Source organism: Nocardioides sp., from assembly GCF_047607185.1.
GTDB lineage: Bacteria > Actinomycetota > Actinomycetes > Propionibacteriales > Nocardioidaceae > Nocardioides.
In genome coordinates this window covers 19629-40246 of the sequence record NZ_JASGDQ010000068.1, presented here as the reverse complement: position 1 = coordinate 40246, position 20618 = coordinate 19629, and the positions used below count along the sequence as shown (strand labels likewise).

Here is a 20618-nt window from a genome sequence, read left to right as displayed (position 1 = left end):
CCAGACCTCGCAGATCTCATGCTGGACATCAACGGCGTCGAGCGAGCAGGGCGATGACCTGGTGGCACCTCGGGTGCATTGACGCTCCATCGGGAAGCGCCAACATCAGGAAGGTAGACCAGTGAGCCTGATCGCGGATCGTGCCAGTGCCCTCGACGACGCGGACCCGCTGGCGTCGTACCGCTCGCTGTTCGTGACCACCCCGGGCGTGGTGGCCTATCTGGACGGCAACTCGCTGGGCCGGCCGCTGGCGGCCACCGGGGCACGGCTCGCGGAGTTCGTCGGCGGGGCCTGGGGCGACCGGCTGATCCGGTCGTGGGACGAGGAGTGGATGGACTGGCCGACCCAGGTGGGCGACCGGATCGCCAGCGTGTGCCTGGGCGCCGCGCCCGGTCAGGTGGTGGTGGCCGACTCGACGTCGGTGATGCTCTACAAGCTCGCCCGGGCGGCGCTGGCCGGGCGGCCGGGCCGGACCGAGATCGTCGCCGACACCGGCAACTTCCCCACCGACCGGTTCGTGCTGGAGGGGATCGCGGCGGAGACCGGCTCGACGCTGCGCTGGCTCCCGGCGGTCTCCCTCGACACCGTCCGCGAGGCGGTCTCGGAGCGGACCGCCCTGGTGCTGCTCGCGCACGTGGACTACCGGTCCGCCGAGATCGCGGACCTGCCCGCCATCACCGCCGCCGCGCACGCGGCCGGCGCGCTGGTCCTCTGGGACCTGTGTCACGCGGTCGGCGCGGTGCCGTTGTCCCTGGACGCCGACGAGGTGGACCTGGCGGTCGGCTGCACCTACAAGTACCTCAACGGCGGCCCGGGCTCCCCCGCATTCGGGTACGTCGCCGCCCGGCTGCTCGACGAGCTGCGCCAGCCGATCCAGGGCTGGATGGGCGCCGCCGACCCGTTCGCGATGGGGCCGTCGTACCAGCCGGCGGCCGGGGCGCGGCGCTTCCTCAGCGGCACGCCGCCCATCCTCGGGATGCTGCCGATGCGGGAGATGCTGACGCTGGTCGAGCAGGCCACGATGACCGCGATCCGGGAGAAGTCGGTAGCACTGACCAGCTTCGCGATCAGGGTCGCCGACGAGCTGCTCACCCCACACGGCGTGGCCGTCTCCTCACCCCGCGACCCCGATCGCCGCGGCGGCCACGTGATGCTCGACCATCCGTCCTTCCGCGAGGTGACGGCACGGCTGTGGCAGCGGGGGGTGATCCCCGACTTCCGCCCGCCCACCGGGCTGCGAGTCGGCCTCTCGCCGCTGTCGACCGGCTTCGCCGAGGTGCTCGCCGGCCTGACGGCGGTCGCCGACGAGTTGTGACCAGAGAGTGACCCCCAGGACCACGAATCCTTCACAACCCCTCAGAACACGTTCTCAGCCGCGAGCCACGGCCAGCCGGCCCTTGAGCAACGGGATCGCCGGGTGCCAGTCGTCGAGTGCGGCCAGGCACGCCTCGACCACCTCGACGTCGTACGGCGCCAGCTCGCTGTAGCGCATCACCGCGTCGGGCTCGGGGCGGGCCAGCAGCGCCTCGCGGACCGCGACGGCGACGTACTCGGCCAGGTCGACCAGGGCCGGGCTATTGGTGCCCGGCAGCAGGTCGCCGCCGTAGGCGTCGACCGCCGGGCCGACCTGGCCCCGGCGCAGCAGCGAGAGCACGTGCTCGACATCGGTCGCCACCGGCATGAGCAGCCGGTAGGGGCGCGAGGCGAGCTGGCCGCCGAGCGCGTGCCGCAGGTGGGAGACCTCCGCCTTGAGCGTGGAGAAGGTGACCGCCTGGTCGCCGTAGACGGCGGCGTGGAGCTGCTCCAGTGAAAGCCCCTCGGGGTGGAGCGCGAGCAGCGCCAGGATCTCGGTCTGCCGGCGGTTGAACAGCAGTCGCCGCCCGTCGAGCCAGGTCTCGGCGGTGCCCAGCAGGGTCATCACCAGGCCGGGCTCGTCGGCCTCCTCGCTCGGGCCCGGGGCGCTGTAGGGCAGCGCCGACTCGATCAGCCGGGCGGCCATCCGAGCGGTCGCCAGGCCGATCGGGTGGGTGCGGTCCCAGGTCGTGGAGAGGTCGACGACGCCGAGCCGGGCACCGCTGACCGGGTCGTGCACCGGCGCGGCCCAGCAGACCCAGTTGTGCACCACCTGAGCGTAGTGCTCGGCGGAGAAGACCATCGAGGCGGCGTCGTCGCGGTTGGCGAGGTCGAGGGCATTGGTGCCGACCGACTCGTCGTCCCAGCGACCGCCCGGCACGAAGTTGACGGTCTCCGCCCGCCGGCGCATCACCCGGCCGCCGTAGGTCCACAGGATCCGGGTGTCGGGGTCGGTCACCGCGATGACGAGGTCGCCGTCCTCGGCGGTGCGGCGCAGCTCCTCCTCGACCCGCTCGACGGCCACCTGGAGCGTCGAGTGGCGCCAGTAGTAGGCGGTCTCCGACTCGTCGGCGAGTGGCGCCTCGGGTACGTCGGGAGCGACCGCCGCCCCGGAGCGGGCCCAGCTGCGCAGGATCTCGGGGCGCACCAGCGGCTCGGCGGCGTCGCCGTCTTCGAGGAAGGCGGTCCAGGCGCGCAGCATCGCCAGCCGGCGCACCTGCAGCTCACCTCGGGCCATGCCGGCCACGGTAACGCGATGTGACCCCGGTCACTAGAGCCCGTCACGAGCGTGTCCGGGGTCGCCGGCGAGCCATTGCTGCTCGCGTCGGCCCGGTGGCCGGGGTCAGCGCTCGGCGTCGTGGTGGATGCGACCGTCGCGGGTGGCCAGCTTCTCCCCCGAGCCGCCCCACCGGCCGGCGATGATCTCGGCGGCGATGGAGATCGCGGTCTCCTCGGGGGTGCGGGCGCCGAGGTCGAGCCCGATCGGGCTGTGCAGCCGGGCGATCTCGTCGTCGGTCAGGCCGGCCTCCTTCAGGCGGAGGGCGCGGTCCTCGTGGGTGCGGCGTGAGCCCATCGCGCCGACGTACCCGATCTCGGGGAGCCGTAGCGCGACCTCCAGCAGCGGCACGTCGAACTTCGGGTCGTGGGTGAGCACGGTGAGCACGGTGCGGCCGTCGATGCGGCCGGCGTCGATCTCGGCCTGCAGGTAGCGGTGGGGCCAGTCGACGACGACCTCGTCGGCGTCGGGGAAGCGGCTCCTGGTCGCGAAGATCGGCCGGGCGTCGCAGACGGTGACCCGGTAGCCGAGGAAGCTGCCCACCCGGGCCGCCGCCGCCGCGAAGTCGATGGCGCCGAAGACCAGCATCCGCGGCTTGGGCGCGAAGGCCCAGACGAAGACCCGCATCCCCTCGCCCCGGCGCTCGCCGTCCGGGCCGTAGGTCAGGGTGGCGTTGGTGCCCTGGGCGAGCAGGCCGAGAGCGTCGTCGCGGACGGCGGCCTCGGCCCGCTCCGAGCCGAGTGAGCCGGCCACCGCCGGGGTAGTGACGACCGCAGTCCGGTCGTAGCTACCCGCCTCCGGACGTACGACGAGCCGGCGGCCCAGCCAGGCCGGATCGGGGTGGTCGACGACGGTGGCGAGCGCGACCGGCCGGCCGGCCCGGATGTCGGCGGCGACCTCGCCGAGCTCGGGGAAGGTCTCGCGGTCGATCTTCTCGACGTAGACGTCGAGGATGCCGCCGCAGGTCAGTCCGACCGCGAAGGCGTCGTCGTCGGAGACGCCATAGCGCTGCAGGCTGGGCTCGCCGGAGGCGACGACCTCCTTGGCGAGTTCGTAGACCGCGCCCTCGACGCAGCCGCCGGAGACGCTGCCGACGGCGGTCTCGTCGGGCCCGACCAACATGCTGGCGCCGGGTGGACGCGGCGCACTGCGGAAGGTGGCGACGACGGTGCCGACGCCGACCGACTCCCCCGCGTCGTACCACGCCATCAGCTCATCGAGGACGTCACGCATCGGCGATCACCTGACAGAGGGTGGCGTAGGTCGCCAGCGAGTGGCCGGCGACGAAGTCGTCGACATAGGGCAGCACCGCCCGGACGCCGGCCTGGACCGGCTCGTAGCCGTCCTTGCCGCGGTGCGGGTTGACCCACACCACCCGGTGGGCCACCCGGCGCAGCAGCCGGACCTGCTCGGTGAGCTGGCTGACGTCGCCGCGCTCCCAGCCGTCGCTGAAGATCACCACCACCGCGCCGCGGGCCATCCCGCGCCGGCCCCACCGCTCGCTGAACGCCCGCAGCGTCTCCCCCAGCCGGGTGCCGCCGGACCAGTCCGGCACCGTCTCGCCGGCCGCGACCAGGGCGCGCTCGGGGTCGCGCTGTCGCAGCGCCCGAGTGACATGGGTGAGCCGGGTGCCGACGGTGAACGTCTCGACCTGCGGCAACGTCTGGGTGAGCCGGTGCGCGAGCCGCAGCAGCGCGTCGGCGTACCCGCTCATCGAGCCGCTGACGTCGACCAGCAGCACGATCCGGCGGGGCTTGGCGGCGCGGCGACGGCGGGCGATCTCGGCTGGCTCGCCCATCCGGCGCAGGCTGGCGCGCAGGGTGCGCGGGGCGTCGACGGCGCCGCGGCGCCACCGCTCACGGCGGGCGGTACGACGCCTCGGCGCGGTGGGACGGAGGGTCGCGAACAGCGCGGCGAGCCGTTGCCGCTCGGCAGCGGAGAGGTGGGCCACGTCGCGGTGCCGCAGCACCTCGGCGGCGCTGGCCAGCGCGACCGGGTCGGCCTGCTCGGTGCTCTCCCCGGTGCCGTCGTCGAGCGGCAGGTCGCCGGCGGTCGTGGGCACCGCGTTCTTGACCGGGCGGCGCATCGGCAGCCCGTCGCGGGAGCCGAAGTAGGCCTCGAAGACCCGGTCGTAGCGGGCCAGGTCGTCGAGACAGCCGCAGAGCGTGGCGCGACCGGCGACATAGGTCGCCCGGCGGTCGTCGAGGCCGACCAGGCTGACCGCCTCCAGGAAGGCCCGAGACCGGTCGGGCGTGACCGGCACCCCGGCGGCGCGGAGGGCGGTGGTGAAGCCGAGCAGGACCCGATCGCTCACGACCGCCCTCCTCGCTGCGCTCCGGGGCGGCGTGATGCCTGTGGTTCGCTCGCAAGCTCGCTCACGACCGCCCTCCTCGCTGCGCTCCGGGGCGGCGTGACGCCTGTGGTTCGCTCGCAAGCTCGCTCACGACAACAGCCTCTCCAGCGCGACCCGTACCCGGTCGGAGTCCTCGCGGTGCTTGACCAGCGCCCCGAGGGTGGCCGCGGCGGCGGGCAGGTCGACCTGCTCGGAGCCGAGGTAGGACAGCGCCCGGGCCCAGTCGAGGGTCTCGGCGACGCCGGGCGGCTTGAGCAGGCCCTGCTCATCGCGGACCTGCTGGACGATGCCGACGACCTGGCGGGCCAGCGTCTCGGAGACCTCGGGGGCGCGGCCGCGCACGATCGCCACCTCGCGGTCGAGGCCGGGGTGGTCGATCCAGTGGTAGAGGCAGCGGCGCTTGAGGGCGTCGTGCAACTCGCGGGTGCGGTTGGAGGTGAGTACGACGACAGGCGGCTCGGCGGCGCGGACGGTGCCGAGCTCGGGGATGGTGACCTGGTAGGTGGACAGCACCTCCAGCAGGAACGCTTCGAACTCGTCGTCGGCGCGGTCGACCTCGTCGATCAGCAGCACCGCCGGGCTCTGCTGCAGCGCGGCCAGCACCGGCCGGGCGAGCAGGAAGCGCTCGTCGTACAGGCTCTTCTCGGTCTCCTCCACGCTCTGCCCGTCCTTGGCTCCCTCCCCGGCCGCCTCGAGGGCGCGCAGGTGGAGGATCTGGCGCGGGAAGTCCCAGTCGTAGAGCGCCTGGGTGGCGTCGATGCCCTCGTAGCACTGCAACCGGATCAGCGGCAGCTCCAGGCACTCGGCCAGCGCCTCGGCCAGCGCGGTCTTGCCGGTGCCGGGCTCGCCCTCCAGCAGCAGCGGCCGCTGCATCCGCAGCGCCAGGAAGGCGATCGTCGCGAGCGCGTCGTCGGTGAGATAGCCGGTGCGGGCAAGCCGATCCGTCAGCTCGGCGGCGGACAGGCTCTCCATGACACCAAGGCTACCCAGCGAGCCGTTGGCGAGGGGTTGGACTCAAGCAGTCGCTTAGTCCGGGAAGCTGTCGACGTCGATGCCGGTGGCGAGGTCGCCGCACTCGACCAGCGCGGTCTCGTGGGACCTCAGATAGGGCTTGGCGCCCTGGTCGCCGGTGGCGGTCTCGACCACCCCCTGCCAGTGGTCGCGGCCGAGCAGCACCGGGTGGCCCGGGACGCCCTGGTAGCCGGCCCGGGCCAGCGCGCCGGGACCGGCGGCACCGAGCACGCGTCGTACGACGTCCGGGCCGACGTCCGGCAGGTCGACGAGGTGGACCAGGGCGGCCTCGGTGGAGTCGGCGTCGAGCGAGGTCAGCCCGGCGCGGAGCGAGGCGCTCATGCCGTCGGCCCAGTCGTGGGCGACGACGGTGTCGACGCCGAGGCCGTCGAGCAGCTCGACGGCCTCGGCCACCGCCGCGCCCAGGACCACGGTGACCGTCGTGCAACCGCCGTCGCGCAGCGTCGTCACGCCGCGAGGCAGCCAGGGGCCGTCCTCGTCGCGCACCAGCGCCTTCGGGGTGCCCATCCGGCTTCCCGCGCCGGCGGCGAGCAGCAGGCCGGCGACCCTCACCCCGGGAACGCCTGGTCGTAGAGCGACTGCAGCTCGGCGGTGGCCGGGCCGCTGAAGCCGCAGCCGCGCACCTGGCCGTCGGTGGCGGCGACGAGGTAGCTGCCACCGGCCTCGAACCGCACCTCGATCTCGGGAAGGGTCGGCGCGGTGATCGTCACCGTCTCGGCGGGCGTGCCGGCGAAGGTGGCGGTCGGGGTGATGGTGACCTGGTCGCCGTCGACCGCGGTGACGGTGCCGGCGAAGGCCTCGTCGACGTCGCGCAGCAGCTCCGGGGTCGGCACCAGGCACTTGCCCGTCACCGGTGACACGGTGAGCGCGAGCGTGGGTACGGTGACGGGGCCGGGATCGGCGACCAGCTCGTCGTCGGGGTCGCCGCCGCGCGACTGCAGCGCGAACACGGTGCCGCCGAGGACCAGGATGACGGCCGCCGCAGCGCCCACCAGCCAGGCCGCCGGGCGCCGGGCCGGCGTGCTCGATGCCTCGACCAGGGTGGTGACCTGGCCGGGGTCCAGGGGCGTCAACCCTGCGGCAGGGTCGGCGGCGCGAAGTCGGTCCCGGAGCTGCTCGTCGTCCATGCCCCTACATGTCCGGCTGGGCGGCGAGTCTTTCACGCAGGTGCTGCTTGGCCCGGGAGAGCCGGATGCTGACCGCGTTGGGGGTGAGGTCGAGGATCGTCGCGATCTCCGCCGGCGTCAGCTGCTCCCAGGCCCACAGCCGCAGCAGCTCCTGCTCGGTCGCGGTGAGCGCGGCCAACGCGATCAGCACCTCGTCGTGCTCCGGGGCCGCCGGGGTCTCGGGCTCGGCAGCCAGCCGGGCGTCGAGGCGGGCCCGTCGTCGTACCGACCGCTCGGCGTTGGCCAGACAGTGCCGGGCGGTGGCGTAGAGCCAGGGCAGCGGCTCCGCCGGGATCTCCTTGCGCCGCCGCCAAGCGACCAGCAGAGTGTCGGCCAGGACGTCGGCGGCCGTCTCGGGGTCGGTACGGCGGGCGAGGAACCGTCGCAGCGGCTCCACCGCCTCGCGCACCAGCGCCTCGAAGTCATTCACGCCTAGAAACCCTGCCAGACGAGCCGGCCCAGCCCGTAGCGTCATGCGGACGGAGCACCCGTTGACTCCATCCGCATGACGTCCCCGAGACGCGAAGCGGCCCCCAACCCGATCGGGTGGGGGCCGCTGTCGTCGTCTGGGAGCGGGACTCAGAAGTCCATGCCGCCCATACCGCCCGACGGGTCGGGCATCGCCGGGGCCTTCTCCGGCTTGTCGGCCACGACGGCCTCGGTGGTGAGGAACAGCGCGGCGATCGACGCGGCGTTCTGCAGCGCCGAGCGGGTCACCTTGGCCGGGTCGATGATGCCCGCGGCCAGCAGGTCGACGTACTCGCCGGTGGCGGCGTTGAGGCCCTGACCGGCCGGCAGGTTGGCGACCTTCTCCGCCACGACGCCGCCCTCGAGGCCGGCGTTGATGGCGATCTGCTTCAGCGGGGCCGAGATGGCGACCTTGACGATATTGGCACCAGTGGCCTCGTCACCGTCGAGCTCGAGCTTCTCGAACGCCGTGGCACCGGCCTGGACCAGCGCGACGCCACCGCCGGGCACGATGCCCTCCTCGACGGCCGCCTTCGCGTTGCGGACGGCGTCCTCGATGCGGTGCTTGCGCTCCTTGAGCTCGACCTCGGTGGCCGCGCCGACCTTGATGACGGCGACGCCGCCGGCCAGCTTGGCGAGGCGCTCCTGGAGCTTCTCGCGGTCGTAGTCGGAGTCCGACTTCTCGATCTCGGCACGGATCTGGTTGACCCGGCCCTCGATCTGGGACTGGTCGCCGGAGCCATCGACGATGGTGGTCTCGTCCTTGGTGATGACGACCTTGCGGGCGGTGCCCAGCAGCGACAGGTCGGTGGTCTCCAGCTTGAGGCCGACCTCCTCGGAGATGACCTGGCCGCCGGTCAGGATCGCGATGTCCTGCAGCATGGCCTTACGGCGGTCGCCGAAGCCCGGGGCCTTGACGGCGACGGACTTGAAGGTGCCCTTGATCTTGTTGACGACCAGGGTGGACAGCGCCTCGCCGTCGACGTCCTCGGCGATGATGACCAGCGGCTTGCCGGACTGGATGACCTTCTCCAGCAGCGGCAGCAGGTCCTTGACGTTGGAGATCTTCTGGTTGGCGATGAGGATGTAGGGGTCCTCCAGGACCGCCTCCATCCGCTCAGGGTCGGTGACGAAGTAGGCCGAGATGTAGCCCTTGTCGAACCGCATACCCTCGGTGAGCTCGAGGTCGAGGCCGAACGTGTTCGACTCCTCGACGGTGATCACGCCCTCCTTGCCGACCTTGTCCATCGCCTCGGCGATGATCTCGCCGACGGTGGTGTCAGCCGCGGAGATCGAGGCGGTGGAGGCGATCTCCTCCTTGGTCTCGATGTCCTTGGCCAGCGCGAGCAGCTGCTCGGACACGGCGTCGACGGCCGCCTCGATGCCCCGCTTGAGGCCCATCGGGTTGGCGCCGGCGGCGACGTTCCGCAGACCCTCGCGAACGAGCGCCTGAGCGAGCACGGTGGCGGTGGTGGTGCCGTCACCGGCGACGTCGTCGGTCTTCTTGGCGACCTCCTTGACCAGCTCGGCGCCGATCTTCTCGTAGGGGTCCTCGAGCTCGATCTCCTTGGCGATGCTCACGCCATCGTTGGTGATCGTGGGGGCGCCCCACTTCTTCTCGAGGACGACGTTGCGGCCCTTGGGGCCGAGGGTGACCTTGACGGCGTCGGCCAGCGTGTTCATGCCACGCTCGAGACCGCGCCGGGCCTCCTCGTCGAATGCAATCAGCTTCGGCATAGCTCCTGCGATCCTTCGTTGTGATCGAAGTTCGGTGTTGTCACTCTCAGGTCGAGAGTGCCAACCTCATGTTTAGCACTCGACCCTTGCGAGTGCAAGGAGAGGGTACGACGGATCAGTTGCTCGCCAGGTCGGCGAAACTGGCCTCCGCCGCCTGGCCGAGGATCCTCGTCAGCGTGCCGACCTGCCAGACGAGCAACCGGCCAGGCTCGTACCTGACCCGCCGACGACAGGCGCTCTAGCGCCGGCCGCGCCAGAAGCCCGCCGGCGCCGCGTCACGCTCCTCGATCTCCGCCCGTAGCTTGCGGATGCGCCGCTGCCGACGCGCCAGCTTCTCGTCCTTGAGCGAGAGCTCCTGGTGGAGGTCGACGACGTTCTGGTGGTGGCGGGCGACCTCCCCACGCAGCTCATCGGCATGCGCCCGGGCTTGGCCCAGTTGTTCGGTCAGGTCGCGAACCTGCGACTCGAGCGCCTGCAGCTGGTCCTCTCGTTGCTCCAGGCTGGTGGACATGGCCCGCGTCGCGCGCTCCAGCTCGAGCTCGAGCACCCCCACCCTGATGACCGGCGCGAGCAGGCTCTCGGCCACCTTCCAGGCGGGAACACGCTCGTCGCGTCCGACGCCAGCGGGCCATCGATGCAGATCGGACTCCAGGTTGGGCAGATCCACCAGCCGCGTGGGAAGCTCCGCACGCGCCATCGCTTCGACGAAGGAGAGCTGGTCGCGCCGGGAGTAGCGCCACACGTGACGCATCCACTCGGCCATGGCTCGCTCGACTGCGGCCGTGTGACGACGGGCGATGATCGCCGTCCACGGGACCAGCCGCTGCAGCCGATCGGTGCCTTCGAGGGCGTAGTGGTTGAGCTGCTCGTGGATCCGGGCCGGATCATCGAGCCCCATCCGGATGACCTCCGCGAACTCCGCCACGACGCTGGGACGGAACGAGTGGCACGGCAGGGTGAGGTCGGAGCCCGCGAGCCACTCGTCGAGGATGGCGGCGGGATCGACCTTGAGCACCACCCTGGCGTCGAGCCAGAGCGTCTCCTCGACATCGGCGAGCAGTGGATGACCGACGATCTTGAGGTGCCGAGCGCTGCGAATCGGGTCCTCCGGCAGCAGTGGCACGGCGGGCTCGATCCGCCAGGTGTCGCTGCGCAGCTCGGGGTTGTCGGTGAAGCAGACGAACTCGATCTCGGAATCCGACGCCGTCGGCTGCTCCCATAGCTTCTCGTAGGAGCCGATCAGTGCCGTGTAGACGACACGCCTGGTCATGCGGCGACCTCCCATGCCACCTCGGCGATCGCCGGGCTCACCATGAGGCAGTCCTGCGGATACAGCCAGCTGGCGCCGAGCAGATCGGCCGCCAGCATCGGGTCACGTCCCGGCAGCTTGATCAGGCCCGAGGTGCGCCGATCCATGAGCAGGACCGTCTGCTGATCTGCCCACGTGGCCAACGTGGTGGCGGGCAGGTGGTGGACCTCGAGCATGATCGCCCAGTGCTCACGCTCCGTCATGAGCGCGCGAGCGCCGGCCAGCACCGCCGGCTCCGCACCCTCCACGTCGACCTTGACGCACACGGCGCCCGGCGCGTCGGCCAACGCCTCGTCGAGGGTCGTCACCGGCACCGTCACGGTGGTGGTGTGCCCGCCGGCAGAACGTACCTCCAACAGCGACGACGTCCCCGACCAGTCGTGGTCGACGGCGAACACCGCACTGCCGGCGTGGTCGGCGACGGCGCGGTCGCTGATCTCGACGTCCAGCCCCGCTTCGGCAAGGGTGCGACGCAGGAAGGGATGGAGATCGAGGTTGGGCTCGAAGCCGATCACCCGAGCACCTCGCGGCAGTTCGGGCCCCACGAGCATCTCGCCGTAGTTCACGCCCACGTCGACGACCACCTGCCAGTGCCACAGCCCGAGAGCCCGCTCCCACAGCCGCAACGAGCCCGGGTTGAAGTCGCCCTGGGCAGCCTGCAAGTGCCCGGCACGAGGATCGGTCGGGTCGACGTAGATACGCTTGCCAGCTCGGGTGAGCGCGAAGTCCTCACTCATGTCGCGAGGGACCCTAGCCGACCACGCTGTGGGGGCCAGCCCGGGCTAGTGTCGCGCCGTGAGGGTGTGCATCGTGGGGCTGGGCGCGGTCGGCGGGCTGGTCGGGGCGCGGTTGGCGGGCAGCGGCGTGGCCGTCTCGGCGCTGGCGCGCGGCGAGACGCTGGCCGCGGTACGACGTGACGGGCTGCGGCTGGTCGGTGAGGGCAGCTACCCGATCCTCGCCTCCGACGACGTCGCCGATCTCGGCACGCCGGACGTCGTCGTGCTCAGCGTGAAGACGACGGCGCTGCCCGCCGTGGCCGAGCAGGTGGGCGCGCTGGCCGGGCCGGACACCACGGTGCTGAGCATGACCAATGGGGTGCCATGGTGGTTCTTCGACGGCCTCGACACCCGGCCGGAGGTGCCCTCGCTGCGGGCCGCGGCGATGGCACCGATCCCGCGCGGGAGCATCCTCGGGTCGGTGACCCACCTGAGCGCGTCCCGGCCGGCGCCCGGCGTGGTCGAGTGTCGCTTCCTGGAGCGGCTGGTCGTCGGGGAGCCGCGCGGCGACGTCAGCGACCGGGCGGTGAACCTCGCCCGGGTGCTCTCGGACGCCGGACTCCCGACCGAGGTCTCACCCCGGATCCAGGCCGACATCTGGTTCAAGCTCTGGGGCAATATGACGATGAACCCGCTCTCGGCGATCACCGGCGCCACCATGGACCTGATCCTCGACGACCCGCTGACCCGGGCCTTCGCCAGCCGGTGCATGAGCGAGGCGGCGGCGGTCGGCGCCGCGATCGGGCTGCCGCTGGACACCACGCCCGAGGAGCGCCATGTGGTCACCAGACGGCTCGGTGCCGCTCGGACCTCGATGCTGCAGGACGTCGAGGCGGGCCGCGCCGTGGAACTGGACGCCCTGGTGACCAGCGTCGTCGAGACCGGTCGGGCGGTCGGCGTCGCCACACCGGAGCTGGAGACGCTGCTCGGCCTGGCCCGCCTCCACGCCCGGGTTCGCGGCCTCTTCTGATCCGCCCGCGCTCTCCATCACCCGAGAGGTCCCTCTTTGCCCGTCGAGAGGTCCCTATCGGCCCGTCGAGAGGTCGCGAAATGCCCTAAGCAGGTCCAAAGGAGACCTCTCGAGGGGCAAAGCGAGACCCTTCGAGGGGCAAAGAGGGACCTCTCGGCGGCTCAGAGGATGCCGGCGGCCTCGAAGGCGTCGTACGACGGGGCGATGGTGGCCTTGGGGCCGACGGCATCCTGGACCGACTCCAGGGTCTTCAGGCCGTGGCCGGTGTTGATGACGACGGTCTCCAGGGAGGTGTCGATCTGGCCGGTCTCGACCAGCTTCTTCAGCACCGCCACGGTGGTGCCGCCGGCGGTCTCGGTGAAGATGCCCTCGGTGCGGGCCAGCAGCACGATGCCGGCGCGGACCTCGTCGTCGGTGACGTCCTCGACCGCGCCGCCGGTCTCCCGGGCGATGTCGAGGACGTAGATGCCGTCGGCGGGGTTGCCGATGGCCAGCGACTTGGCGATGGTGTCCGGCTTGACCGGGCGGATCGCGTCGACGCCTGCCTTGTAGGCGGTCGAGACCGGTGAGCAGCCGGCCGCCTGGGCGCCGAAGATGCGGTAGGGCTTGCCCTCGACGAGGCCGAGCTTGATCAGCTCCTGGAAGGCCTTGTGCACCTTGGTCAGCTGCGAGCCGGAGGCGACCGGGATGACGATCTGGTCGGGCAGCCGCCAGCCGAGCTGCTCGGCGATCTCATACCCCAGCGTCTTGGAGCCCTCGGCGTAGAACGGGCGCACGTTGACGTTGACGAACGCCCAGCCGTCCTCCTCGGCGGCGATCTCCTGGGCGAGCTTGTTGACGTCGTCGTAGTTGCCGTCGACGGCCACCAGGTTGTCGGTGAAGATCGCGGAGTTGACCTGCTTGGGCTGCTCGAGGTTGCTGGGGATGAAGACGACGGTCTTGATCCCGGCCCGGGCGCCGGCAGCGGCGACGGCGTTGGCCAGGTTGCCGGTCGAGGGGCAGGCGAAGACGGTCTTGCCGAGCTCGCGGGTCGCGCTGAGCGCGCAGGCCACCACCCGGTCCTTGAAGGAGTTAGTCGGGTTGGTCGAGTCGTCCTTCACCCACAGCGTGTCGAGACCGAGCTCGCGAGCGAGGTTGTCGGCCTTGAGCAGCCGGGTGAAGCCGGGCTCGGTGTTGGGGCTGTCCTCGATGTCGGCCGGCACCGGCAGCAGCGCCTTGTAGCGCCAGATGTTGGCCGGGCCGGCCTCGATCTCCTCCCGGGACACGGCCGGGAAGTCGTAGGCCACCTCGAGCGGGCCGAAACACTCGGGACAGGCGTACGACGGGCCCAGCTCGACCTGGGTGCCGCACTCCCGACAGGACAGGGCGGTCGCGTTCCCGAACGCACCCTCGCGCAGGTTGCTCATGAGTCCTCCTCCTCATCTTCCCCGCTACGCGACGGTCGCGCCGGGCCGGATTTAGCACCGCGCCCAGCGCCACCCTGGCGGGAGGAGAAGCTGGTCGGTTGCCGGGACTTCACTGGGCCGTTCCCTCAGTCCCTCTCGATGAGCACTGCCAACCCTAGGCGCTCCGCCGGGCCGCACGGAAATCGCTATCCCACATCCTGGGCAGGGCGTCTCGGCATGTGAACGCCCCGCCCTCAGGAGGCGTCGGCCGTGATCCGGCGCAGCAGGTCGAGGACGCCCGCCGGCCCTCGCACCACCACGTCGGCCAGCGGCACCAGCACCGACTCCTCCGAGGAGGCGGAGGCGACCAGCAGCGTCGGCATCCCCTCCTTGGCGTAGGCGGCGACGGTGTCGAACGCCTCCACGTCACCGAGGTCGTCGCCGGCGAAGAGGAACGCCTTGGCGTCGAGGGCGTGGATGAGGCGCTCGACGACCAAGCCCTTGTCCATGCCGTCGGAGCGGACCTCGATGACCTGGCGGCCGGGCTCGACGACCAGGTCGTGGGCCGAGGCCAGCCCGGTCAGCGGTGACAGCAGCGCCTGGAAGGCAGCCTCCGGATCGGACAGCCGGCGGGTGTGCACCGCGACGGCGAGACCCTTCTCCTCGACGTACGCCTCGCCGGCACCGGCGAGACGCAGGGTGCGCGGCAGCTCGCGCAGGAAGGTGGCCAGGCCGTGCGGCGGCCGGGGTCCGACGATGGCGCGCCGGGAGGAGGACCAGCGCTCGTTGCCGTACTGCCCGAAGACGTAGAGCTCCGTGCCGGCCGCGGCGAGCTCGTCGGCGACGTCCTCGAGCCCGCCGAGGTCGAGCACCTGGCGGGCGGGCCGGCCGGTGACGACGGCGATGGCCAGCACCCGGGGGGCGAGGCCGAGCAGCACCTGCGCCGCGTCGGGGTGGATCCGCGCCTTGGTCGGGTCGTCGACGATCGGCGCCAGCGTGCCGTCGAAGTCGAGGGCGATGATCGCGCCGGCGGCCGCGGCCACGAAGGCGTCGTACCGCTCCTCTCCCAACGGCGACACGAACTGCATGCCCCTAGGAGACCATGCGGACCGGGCGCCAGGGCAATCGAACCGGGTGAACATCACGGCAACAGCGGGCCGATCAGGCCGCCGAGGGCTGGTGCGACCAGCCGGGCCCAGGAGGCGGTGACGTGGTCGTCGTCGTAGTAGACGACCTGGTCGCCGACCACCAGCGGGCAGACGCCGGCGGCGCACACCAGCGGACGTGGGTCGACGAACCGGGCGCCGGTGCCGTCGAGCGCGGCGGCGGTGAGCGGGTTGCTGACGATGCCGTTGCCGGCGATCGGGGCGAGGCAGGTCAGCTGGTCGGCGCCGGGGGTCGAGAGGCAGTCGGCGGCCGGGAGCGCCCGCTGCGGCAGGTCGGCGAGGACGACGACGGTCGGCGCGGCGGCGGTGAGCGCCTGGGCGGTGGCGGTGACGCCGGTCGACCAGACCTCGTCGCGTACGTCGGCAGCGGCCTGCACCTGGTAGAGGCCGCGGTAGCCGACGACCACCGCCGCGGGGTGCAGCTCGGCGATCTCGGCGATCGCCCAGTCGTAGAACTCCGCGCAGCTCGGGTAGGGCTTGCCGCCGAGCGTCTGAGGCACGTCGAAGGGCGCGCAGGAGGACTTGATCAGCGGTACGACGCGGAAGTGCTGGGTCTTGCCGAGCTCGTCCAGCGCCGGCAGCCACATGCCGGCGTGGGAGTCGCCGTAGACGACCACCAGCTCGTCGGCGGCGGTGTCGCCGTAGTCGCACAGCCTGGTGCTGCTGTCCTCGAAGCCGGCGTAGCAGTCGAAGTCGGTGCGCCACACGTCCTGCTCGTGCTCGTCGAGGTCGACGGCCGGCAGCGGCGCGCCCTCCCGGGCGAACCCGACCGCCCGGGCGAGCGAGCCCTCGATGTCGGCCGGGTCGGGAGGTGTCAGCGCCTCCGAGTGCTGGGTGAACCAGCTGCCGGCGACCTCACGCTCCGCGGCCACGGCGTCGCGGGCGTGGGCGGTCGCGCTCAGCGAGCCCGTCACCACGACGCCGACGGTGACCGGCCACAGCACCAGCCCCCAGCCGCCGCGCAGCAGCGGCCGTCGGCGGCGGTGGAAGGGCTGCTCGACGAGGTAGTAGCTGGCGGTGGCGAGCGCCACCGAGACCGCGACCAGCACCGCATGGAGGAGCCCGGGCGGCCAGGCGTCGGGCAGGTGGGCCGGGCCGAGCAGCAGCACCGGCCAGTGCCACAGGTAGAGCGAGAAGGAGATGTCGCCGATCCAGCACAGCGGCTGCCGGGACAGCAGCCAGGCCACCGGCCCGCGCCGGGCGGCCAGCAGCGCGACGGTGGCGAGCACCGGCAGTGCGGCGTACGACCCGGGGAACGGCGTCGAGGCGTCGATCACCACGACCGAGGCGACCAGCCCGGCCAGGCCGACGAGGCCGAGCAGCCACTGTGCCCGGCGCGGGACCCGCGGCCGCCAGACCGCGAGCAGGGCGCCGGCGCCGACCTCGAAGGCCCGCGCCGGCGAGGAGAAGTAGGCGGCGACCGGGTCGGCGTCGGTGACCCGCATCGACCAGGCGAAGGAGAGCAGCACCACGGTGCCGGTGATCGCGAGCATCATGCCGCGTGGCAGCCGCGCCCTCACCATGACCAGCGTCAGCAGCGGCCACAGCAGGTAGAACTGCTCCTCCACCGCCAGTGACCAGTAGTGCTGGAACACCGAGGTGGTGTCGGGGGCGAAGTAGTCGGCGCCGGCGGCCGCGAAGTGGACGTTGGCGAGGAAGACCGCCGACCAGATGGCGTCGGTCGCCGCCTGGTCCACCCGGGCGACCGACAGCGAGGCCGCGGCGACCAGCAGCGTCGCCAGCAGCACCACGGTGGCGGCCGGCAGGATGCGGCGGGCGCGGCGGGCGTAGAAGCCGCCCAGTGACACCGTGCCGGTACGACGGCCCTCGCGCAGCAGCAGCGTCGTGATCAGGAAGCCGGAGACGACGAAGAACACGTCGACGCCGATGAACCCGCCGACCAGGCGTGGCACGTCGGCGTGCGCGGCGACGACCAGGCCGACCGCGACCGCGCGCAGCCCCTGGATGTCGCGGCGGCGGTCCAACCTGGCTCCCTCAGCTCGACGATCCAAGTCGCCCGGAAAGCCTAGTAGCCTGCTAGATGATCGATGCACGGCGGGGATCGCGCGACGTGCGATGCCCTCTTCGGCGAGGGCCGGGTCTCACTGTCCGCAGGTGCACTGGCCTGGCGGACAGTGGGCACAAGCACCGGCTGAGGAGCAGCGTGACCTCGACAGATCGGGCACATCGAGCGCCGGCGACTTGTCGAAGAAGTTGCTCGGCAGCAGCGAGAAGGACGCCACCTCGTTCGGCATCACCGGCCAGTCCTCGGCGCGCGGGATGTGAGTGACGCCGACGGTGTGCCACAGCACGATGTCGGTGTTCTGGACGGACCGATTCGCCGCGGTCCAGGCAGGAAGTCCGGCCCCGGACCGGTCCCCGTTGGGTTGATCGCCCGCGGCATGCATCTCGTCGGGCGAGTACGGCGTCACCCAGAGGTTCCTGGTCGCGAATCCGGCACGCTTCACCATCAAAGAGGGCTCCTGGGCGATCAAGGTGTCCTGGGCCCAGCCGGGGAGCAGCTTGTAGCCGACCGGCACTCCCCAGGCGTTCTTCTTGTCCGCGTTGATCACCGTCCAGGTGCGAGCGGTGTGCGGGCTCGTCATGCCGTCGCCGTCCTGCTCGGTCGAGAGGACGGTCTTGGTCACGCGGATGGCGTTGCCATAGGGGTTCTCCGGCCCGACCGGAGCGCCGTCCACGTCGCTCTGGACGACCGAGTTCTGCCAGCCGTCGACCTCCATGTCGAGACGGAAGTTGAAGAGGTGTTGGTGCCAGGTGGCGGCAAGGTTCTCGGCGATGATGCTGGCGCCGACCGGTGTCTGGCCGTCTTCGAAGGCGATGGTCTGGACGACGCCCATGAGCTTGGTGTCGACCTCGATATGACCGTCTTGGAAGAAGTTCCAGTAGAAGCCGTAGTGGTAGTTGCCGACGGTGGCGATGAAGCTGACGACGAGCTTGCGGGAGCGACGGACATCGACGTTCCCGGTCACCCAGTCGGTGTGCTTCCACAAGATGCCGGCGTCCTCCTCGTGGATGCAGATCGCATTCTTGATGACGAGGGGATCGCCGTCGTCGTCGGCCATCACCGCGTCGAGGTAGGTGATCTCACCGAGGCAGTCACAGCCGAGTGTGAGTGAGTTCGCCATCCGGCCGAGGCCGTACTCGCCAGCGTCGAAGGCGCTGCGGAAATAGTGCGCCTCCTCGGGGATGCCATAGGGGACGACCATCTCGGCGAGGGAGCCGCGGTGCATCACCGAGCGGTAGTTCGCCGGCTCGCCCGTCTTGGCGTCGTCGTACTCGACCCCGGACAGGACCAGGCCGTCGATCGGGTGCATGTTGATCCGGAAGCGCCACTTCTGCCACATCATCTGTGGGCCGTCGAGGACGAAGCCCGGACCGTCCGGTTGCACGATGTCGAGAGGCCTGATGTCGTCGCGCATCGGGCCATTGGCTTCGGCGACGTAGTTGCTGCAGGCCATCGGCATCGGCTTCACGCCCGCGTCGCGGAGCTCGAAGACCTCGCCCTTGACGGTGTCGACGATCGCGATGACGCCTTCGACGATGTGCGCGTAGGCGTTGTCCTCGGCGAAGTGCCGGAAGTAGGTCACGCACGCCCACAGCCGACGGCCTTCGAGGTCGACATCGGCGATATTGCCGGCTCCGAACGGATCGAGCTGGACCAGGGTCAGGTCGGTGATGCCCCGTTTGGCGAGCGCCGCGACGTAGGCCGAGTCGGCCTTCGCGACCCGGTCGACGATCTCGATCTCCTCGGCCAACATCTGCGCTCCGCCGTCGACGAGCCTGGTCGAGGACAAGATGACCTGCGCGTCGAGGTCGACGATCACGTCGTAGGTCGCGGCCGAGGTGCGGTCGAGCACCAGCGCCCGAGCCTGGCGCGAAGTCCTCTCGCCCGCCCGCAGCCTGGCCTTGTCGGGCTCGTGGGTGAAGAGCGAGCCGAAGCCCGGCCGCTCGCCGGCGATGCCGGCCTTCTTGATCACGGTCGAGGCAATGCTGATCTCCTGAGCGGTCAACGCGTCGAAGAGGGGACTGTGCATTGGTGTTGCCTTTCGTTGCACGTTCCGGCTACGACACACGTCCCGTCTCCTTGCGGGCCGCAGTTCACCGAGAGCCTGTTGTCGAGTTGTCCTGTGGCCGAAGGCAGGTCAGCCCAGGTTGATGAAGGTCGTCTTGGTCTCGGTGTACTCCTCGATCGAGTACGAGCCGAGCTCACGGCCCCAGCCGGAGGCACCCAGGCCGCCCCAGGGGGAGCCGGGGTCGATCAACGGAAGCTGGTTGACGAAGACCGTGGCGGCCTCGATGCGGCTCGGCAGCGTGTGAGCGGTCTTGAGGTCCTGGGTCCAGACGACTCCGACCAGGCCGTACGACGTGCCGTTGGCTCGCGCGACGGCCTCGTCGAGGTCGTCGTACGGCATCACGGAGAGGACCGGGCCGAAGATCTCCTCCTGTGCGATCGTCATGTCGTCCTCGACCTCGGTGAAGACGGTCGGCTGGTAGAAGAAGCCGTTCTCCAGCGCTCCACCGACGCGCTCGCCGCCGGTGACGAGCTCGGCGCCCTGCTGCTCGCCCGAGCGGACGTAGCCATCGACCCGATCGAGATGCTCGGCGGAGACGAGCGGGCCAACGACGGTGTCCGCCTCCTGGCCAGGGCCGATCTTGAGGGAGTCGGCAGCGCTGGCGAGCTTGGTGACGAACTCGTCGACGCGCGCCCGGTGGACGAAGAAGCGCGTGAACGCACCACAGGCCTGCCCGGTGTTGAACAGCGCGCCCTGCAGATTGCCGACGACCGCGGCGTCGATGTCGGCGTCGTCGCAGATGATCGAGGCCGCCTTGCCGCCGAGCTCGAGTCCGACCCGCTTGAGATCCGCGGCAGCGGTCTTGACGATCTCCCGGCCTACCGCGGTGGAGCCGGTGAAGGAGATCTTCTTGACACCAGGATGGGCGACCAGGGCCCGACCGGCTTCGGGGCCGCCGGTGACGAGGTTGACCACACCGGCGGGGACGCCGGCCTCGAGGCAGAGCTCGGCGAGGCGGACGGTCGAGAGCGGGGTCTGCTCGGCAGGCTTGAGGATGGTCGCGTTGCCGGTCGCCAACGCCGGGGCGAGCTTCCAGGCCGCGATGTCGAGCGGGAAGTTCCAGGGCGTGATGAGGCCGACGACGCCGAGCGGCGAGCGCTGCTGGAGGCTGAGCTGATCGGGGATCGAGACCGGCGAGATCTTGCCCTCGAGCTTGGTAGCGAAGCCGGCGTAGTAGCGGAAGACCTGCGCAGCCAGCGGCACCGAGATATTGGTGGAGACGAAGGTGGGCTGTCCTTGGTCGAGGGTCTCGAGGGCGGCGATCTCCACCGCGTTCTCCTCGATCAGCTCGGCGACCCTCCACAGCACCTTGCCGCGCGCGTCAGGACTCATCCCCCGCCAGGCATCAGACTCGAAGCCGGCCTGAGCCGCAGCGACCGCGGCGTCGACATCGGTTGCCGAGCCGTCGGCGAAGGTGCCGATGACCTCGCCATTGGCCGGGTTGATCGTCGCGGCGGTCGCGCCGTCCGCGGCGTCGACCCACTCCTCGCCGATCAGCAGCTGGGTGGTGGTCATGGCAAAGGTCTAGTTGCT

At 71.2% G+C, this 20618-nt stretch carries 17 protein-coding genes and 1 riboswitch; of the genes, 2 read left to right on the top strand and 15 right to left on the bottom strand.

The genetic code is table 11. The features are described 5' to 3' along the window. Positions 1-121: 121 nt before the first annotated feature. Positions 122-1315, top strand: coding sequence for a kynureninase (locus tag QM595_RS07860; RefSeq protein WP_415170988.1), 1194 nt, complete (start codon positions 122-124; stop codon positions 1313-1315). Positions 1316-1369: 54 nt separating this feature from the next. Here the strand turns inward: QM595_RS07860 and QM595_RS07855 are convergent, their stop codons facing one another. The 10 genes from QM595_RS07855 to QM595_RS07810 form a co-directional block, all read right to left on the bottom strand. After that, positions 1370-2590, bottom strand: coding sequence for a transcriptional regulator (locus QM595_RS07855; protein ID WP_415170987.1), 1221 nt, complete (start codon positions 2588-2590; stop codon positions 1370-1372). Positions 2591-2695: 105 nt separating this feature from the next. Further along, on the bottom strand, positions 2696-3862 hold the full coding sequence (locus QM595_RS07850) for an XdhC family protein (RefSeq protein ID WP_415170986.1): 1167 nt from the start codon (positions 3860-3862) through the stop codon (positions 2696-2698). Next, positions 3855-4943, bottom strand: a complete 1089-nt coding sequence (locus tag QM595_RS07845) for a vWA domain-containing protein (RefSeq protein ID WP_415170985.1) — start codon at positions 4941-4943, stop codon at positions 3855-3857. Before QM595_RS07845 ends, QM595_RS07850 begins: the two co-directional genes overlap by 8 nt. A gap of 126 nt (positions 4944-5069) precedes the next feature. Beyond that, positions 5070-5954 carry an AAA family ATPase gene (locus QM595_RS07840; protein ID WP_415170984.1) on the bottom strand — a complete coding sequence of 295 codons (885 nt, stop codon included), beginning with the start codon at positions 5952-5954 and terminating at the stop codon, positions 5070-5072. A 54-nt stretch (positions 5955-6008) separates the two neighbouring features. After that, a complete protein-coding gene (locus QM595_RS07835; protein ID WP_415170983.1) occupies positions 6009-6566 on the bottom strand; it encodes a nucleotidyltransferase family protein in 558 nt (185 codons plus the stop codon). Further along, a complete protein-coding gene (locus QM595_RS07830) occupies positions 6563-7141 on the bottom strand; it encodes a hypothetical protein (protein WP_415170982.1) in 579 nt (192 codons plus the stop codon). The genes QM595_RS07835 and QM595_RS07830 overlap by 4 nt, the downstream gene beginning before the upstream one ends. A 4-nt stretch (positions 7142-7145) precedes the next feature. Then, complete coding sequence (locus QM595_RS07825; protein ID WP_415170981.1) at positions 7146-7610, bottom strand: RNA polymerase sigma factor; 465 nt, start codon at positions 7608-7610, stop codon at positions 7146-7148. A 149-nt stretch (positions 7611-7759) separates the two neighbouring features. Continuing rightward, positions 7760-9385: a chaperonin GroEL gene (gene groL / locus QM595_RS07820; RefSeq protein WP_415170980.1), complete on the bottom strand. Its 1626-nt coding sequence runs from the start codon at positions 9383-9385 to the stop codon at positions 7760-7762. Between the two features lie 238 nt (positions 9386-9623). Next, complete coding sequence (locus tag QM595_RS07815) at positions 9624-10655, bottom strand: glycosyltransferase domain-containing protein (RefSeq protein WP_415170979.1); 1032 nt, start codon at positions 10653-10655, stop codon at positions 9624-9626. Next, positions 10652-11431 (bottom strand): FkbM family methyltransferase, encoded by a 780-nt coding sequence (locus tag QM595_RS07810; RefSeq protein ID WP_415170978.1) that lies wholly within the window; start codon positions 11429-11431, stop codon positions 10652-10654. The genes QM595_RS07815 and QM595_RS07810 overlap by 4 nt, the downstream gene beginning before the upstream one ends. A gap of 58 nt (positions 11432-11489) precedes the next feature. On the opposite strand from QM595_RS07810, the gene QM595_RS07805 reads away from it, so the two are divergent. Next, positions 11490-12440, top strand: coding sequence for a 2-dehydropantoate 2-reductase (locus tag QM595_RS07805; protein ID WP_415170977.1), 951 nt, complete (start codon positions 11490-11492; stop codon positions 12438-12440). A 161-nt stretch (positions 12441-12601) separates the two neighbouring features. Here QM595_RS07805 and thrC read toward each other — a convergent pair whose 3' ends face one another. The 5 genes from thrC to QM595_RS07780 all read right to left on the bottom strand — a co-directional run bounded on the left by thrC (position 12602) and on the right by QM595_RS07780 (position 20600). Next, a complete protein-coding gene (thrC, locus tag QM595_RS07800) occupies positions 12602-13846 on the bottom strand; it encodes a threonine synthase (RefSeq protein WP_415170976.1) in 1245 nt (414 codons plus the stop codon). 9 nt (positions 13847-13855) lie between these two features. Further along, positions 13856-13991: riboswitch (SAM riboswitch) on the bottom strand. 88 nt (positions 13992-14079) lie between these two features. Then, on the bottom strand, positions 14080-14913 hold the full coding sequence (gene otsB / locus QM595_RS07795) for a trehalose-phosphatase (protein WP_415170975.1): 834 nt from the start codon (positions 14911-14913) through the stop codon (positions 14080-14082). 53 nt (positions 14914-14966) lie between these two features. Beyond that, positions 14967-16976, bottom strand: coding sequence for an acyltransferase family protein (locus QM595_RS07790; RefSeq protein ID WP_415170974.1), 2010 nt, complete (start codon positions 16974-16976; stop codon positions 14967-14969). 117 nt (positions 16977-17093) lie between these two features. Further along, positions 17094-19067: a primary-amine oxidase gene (locus tag QM595_RS07785; protein ID WP_415170989.1), complete on the bottom strand. Its 1974-nt coding sequence runs from the start codon at positions 19065-19067 to the stop codon at positions 17094-17096. Positions 19068-19154: 87 nt separating this feature from the next. Further along, positions 19155-20600, bottom strand: a complete 1446-nt coding sequence (locus QM595_RS07780) for an aldehyde dehydrogenase family protein (protein ID WP_415170973.1) — start codon at positions 20598-20600, stop codon at positions 19155-19157. Between the last annotated feature and the right edge of the window lie 18 nt (positions 20601-20618).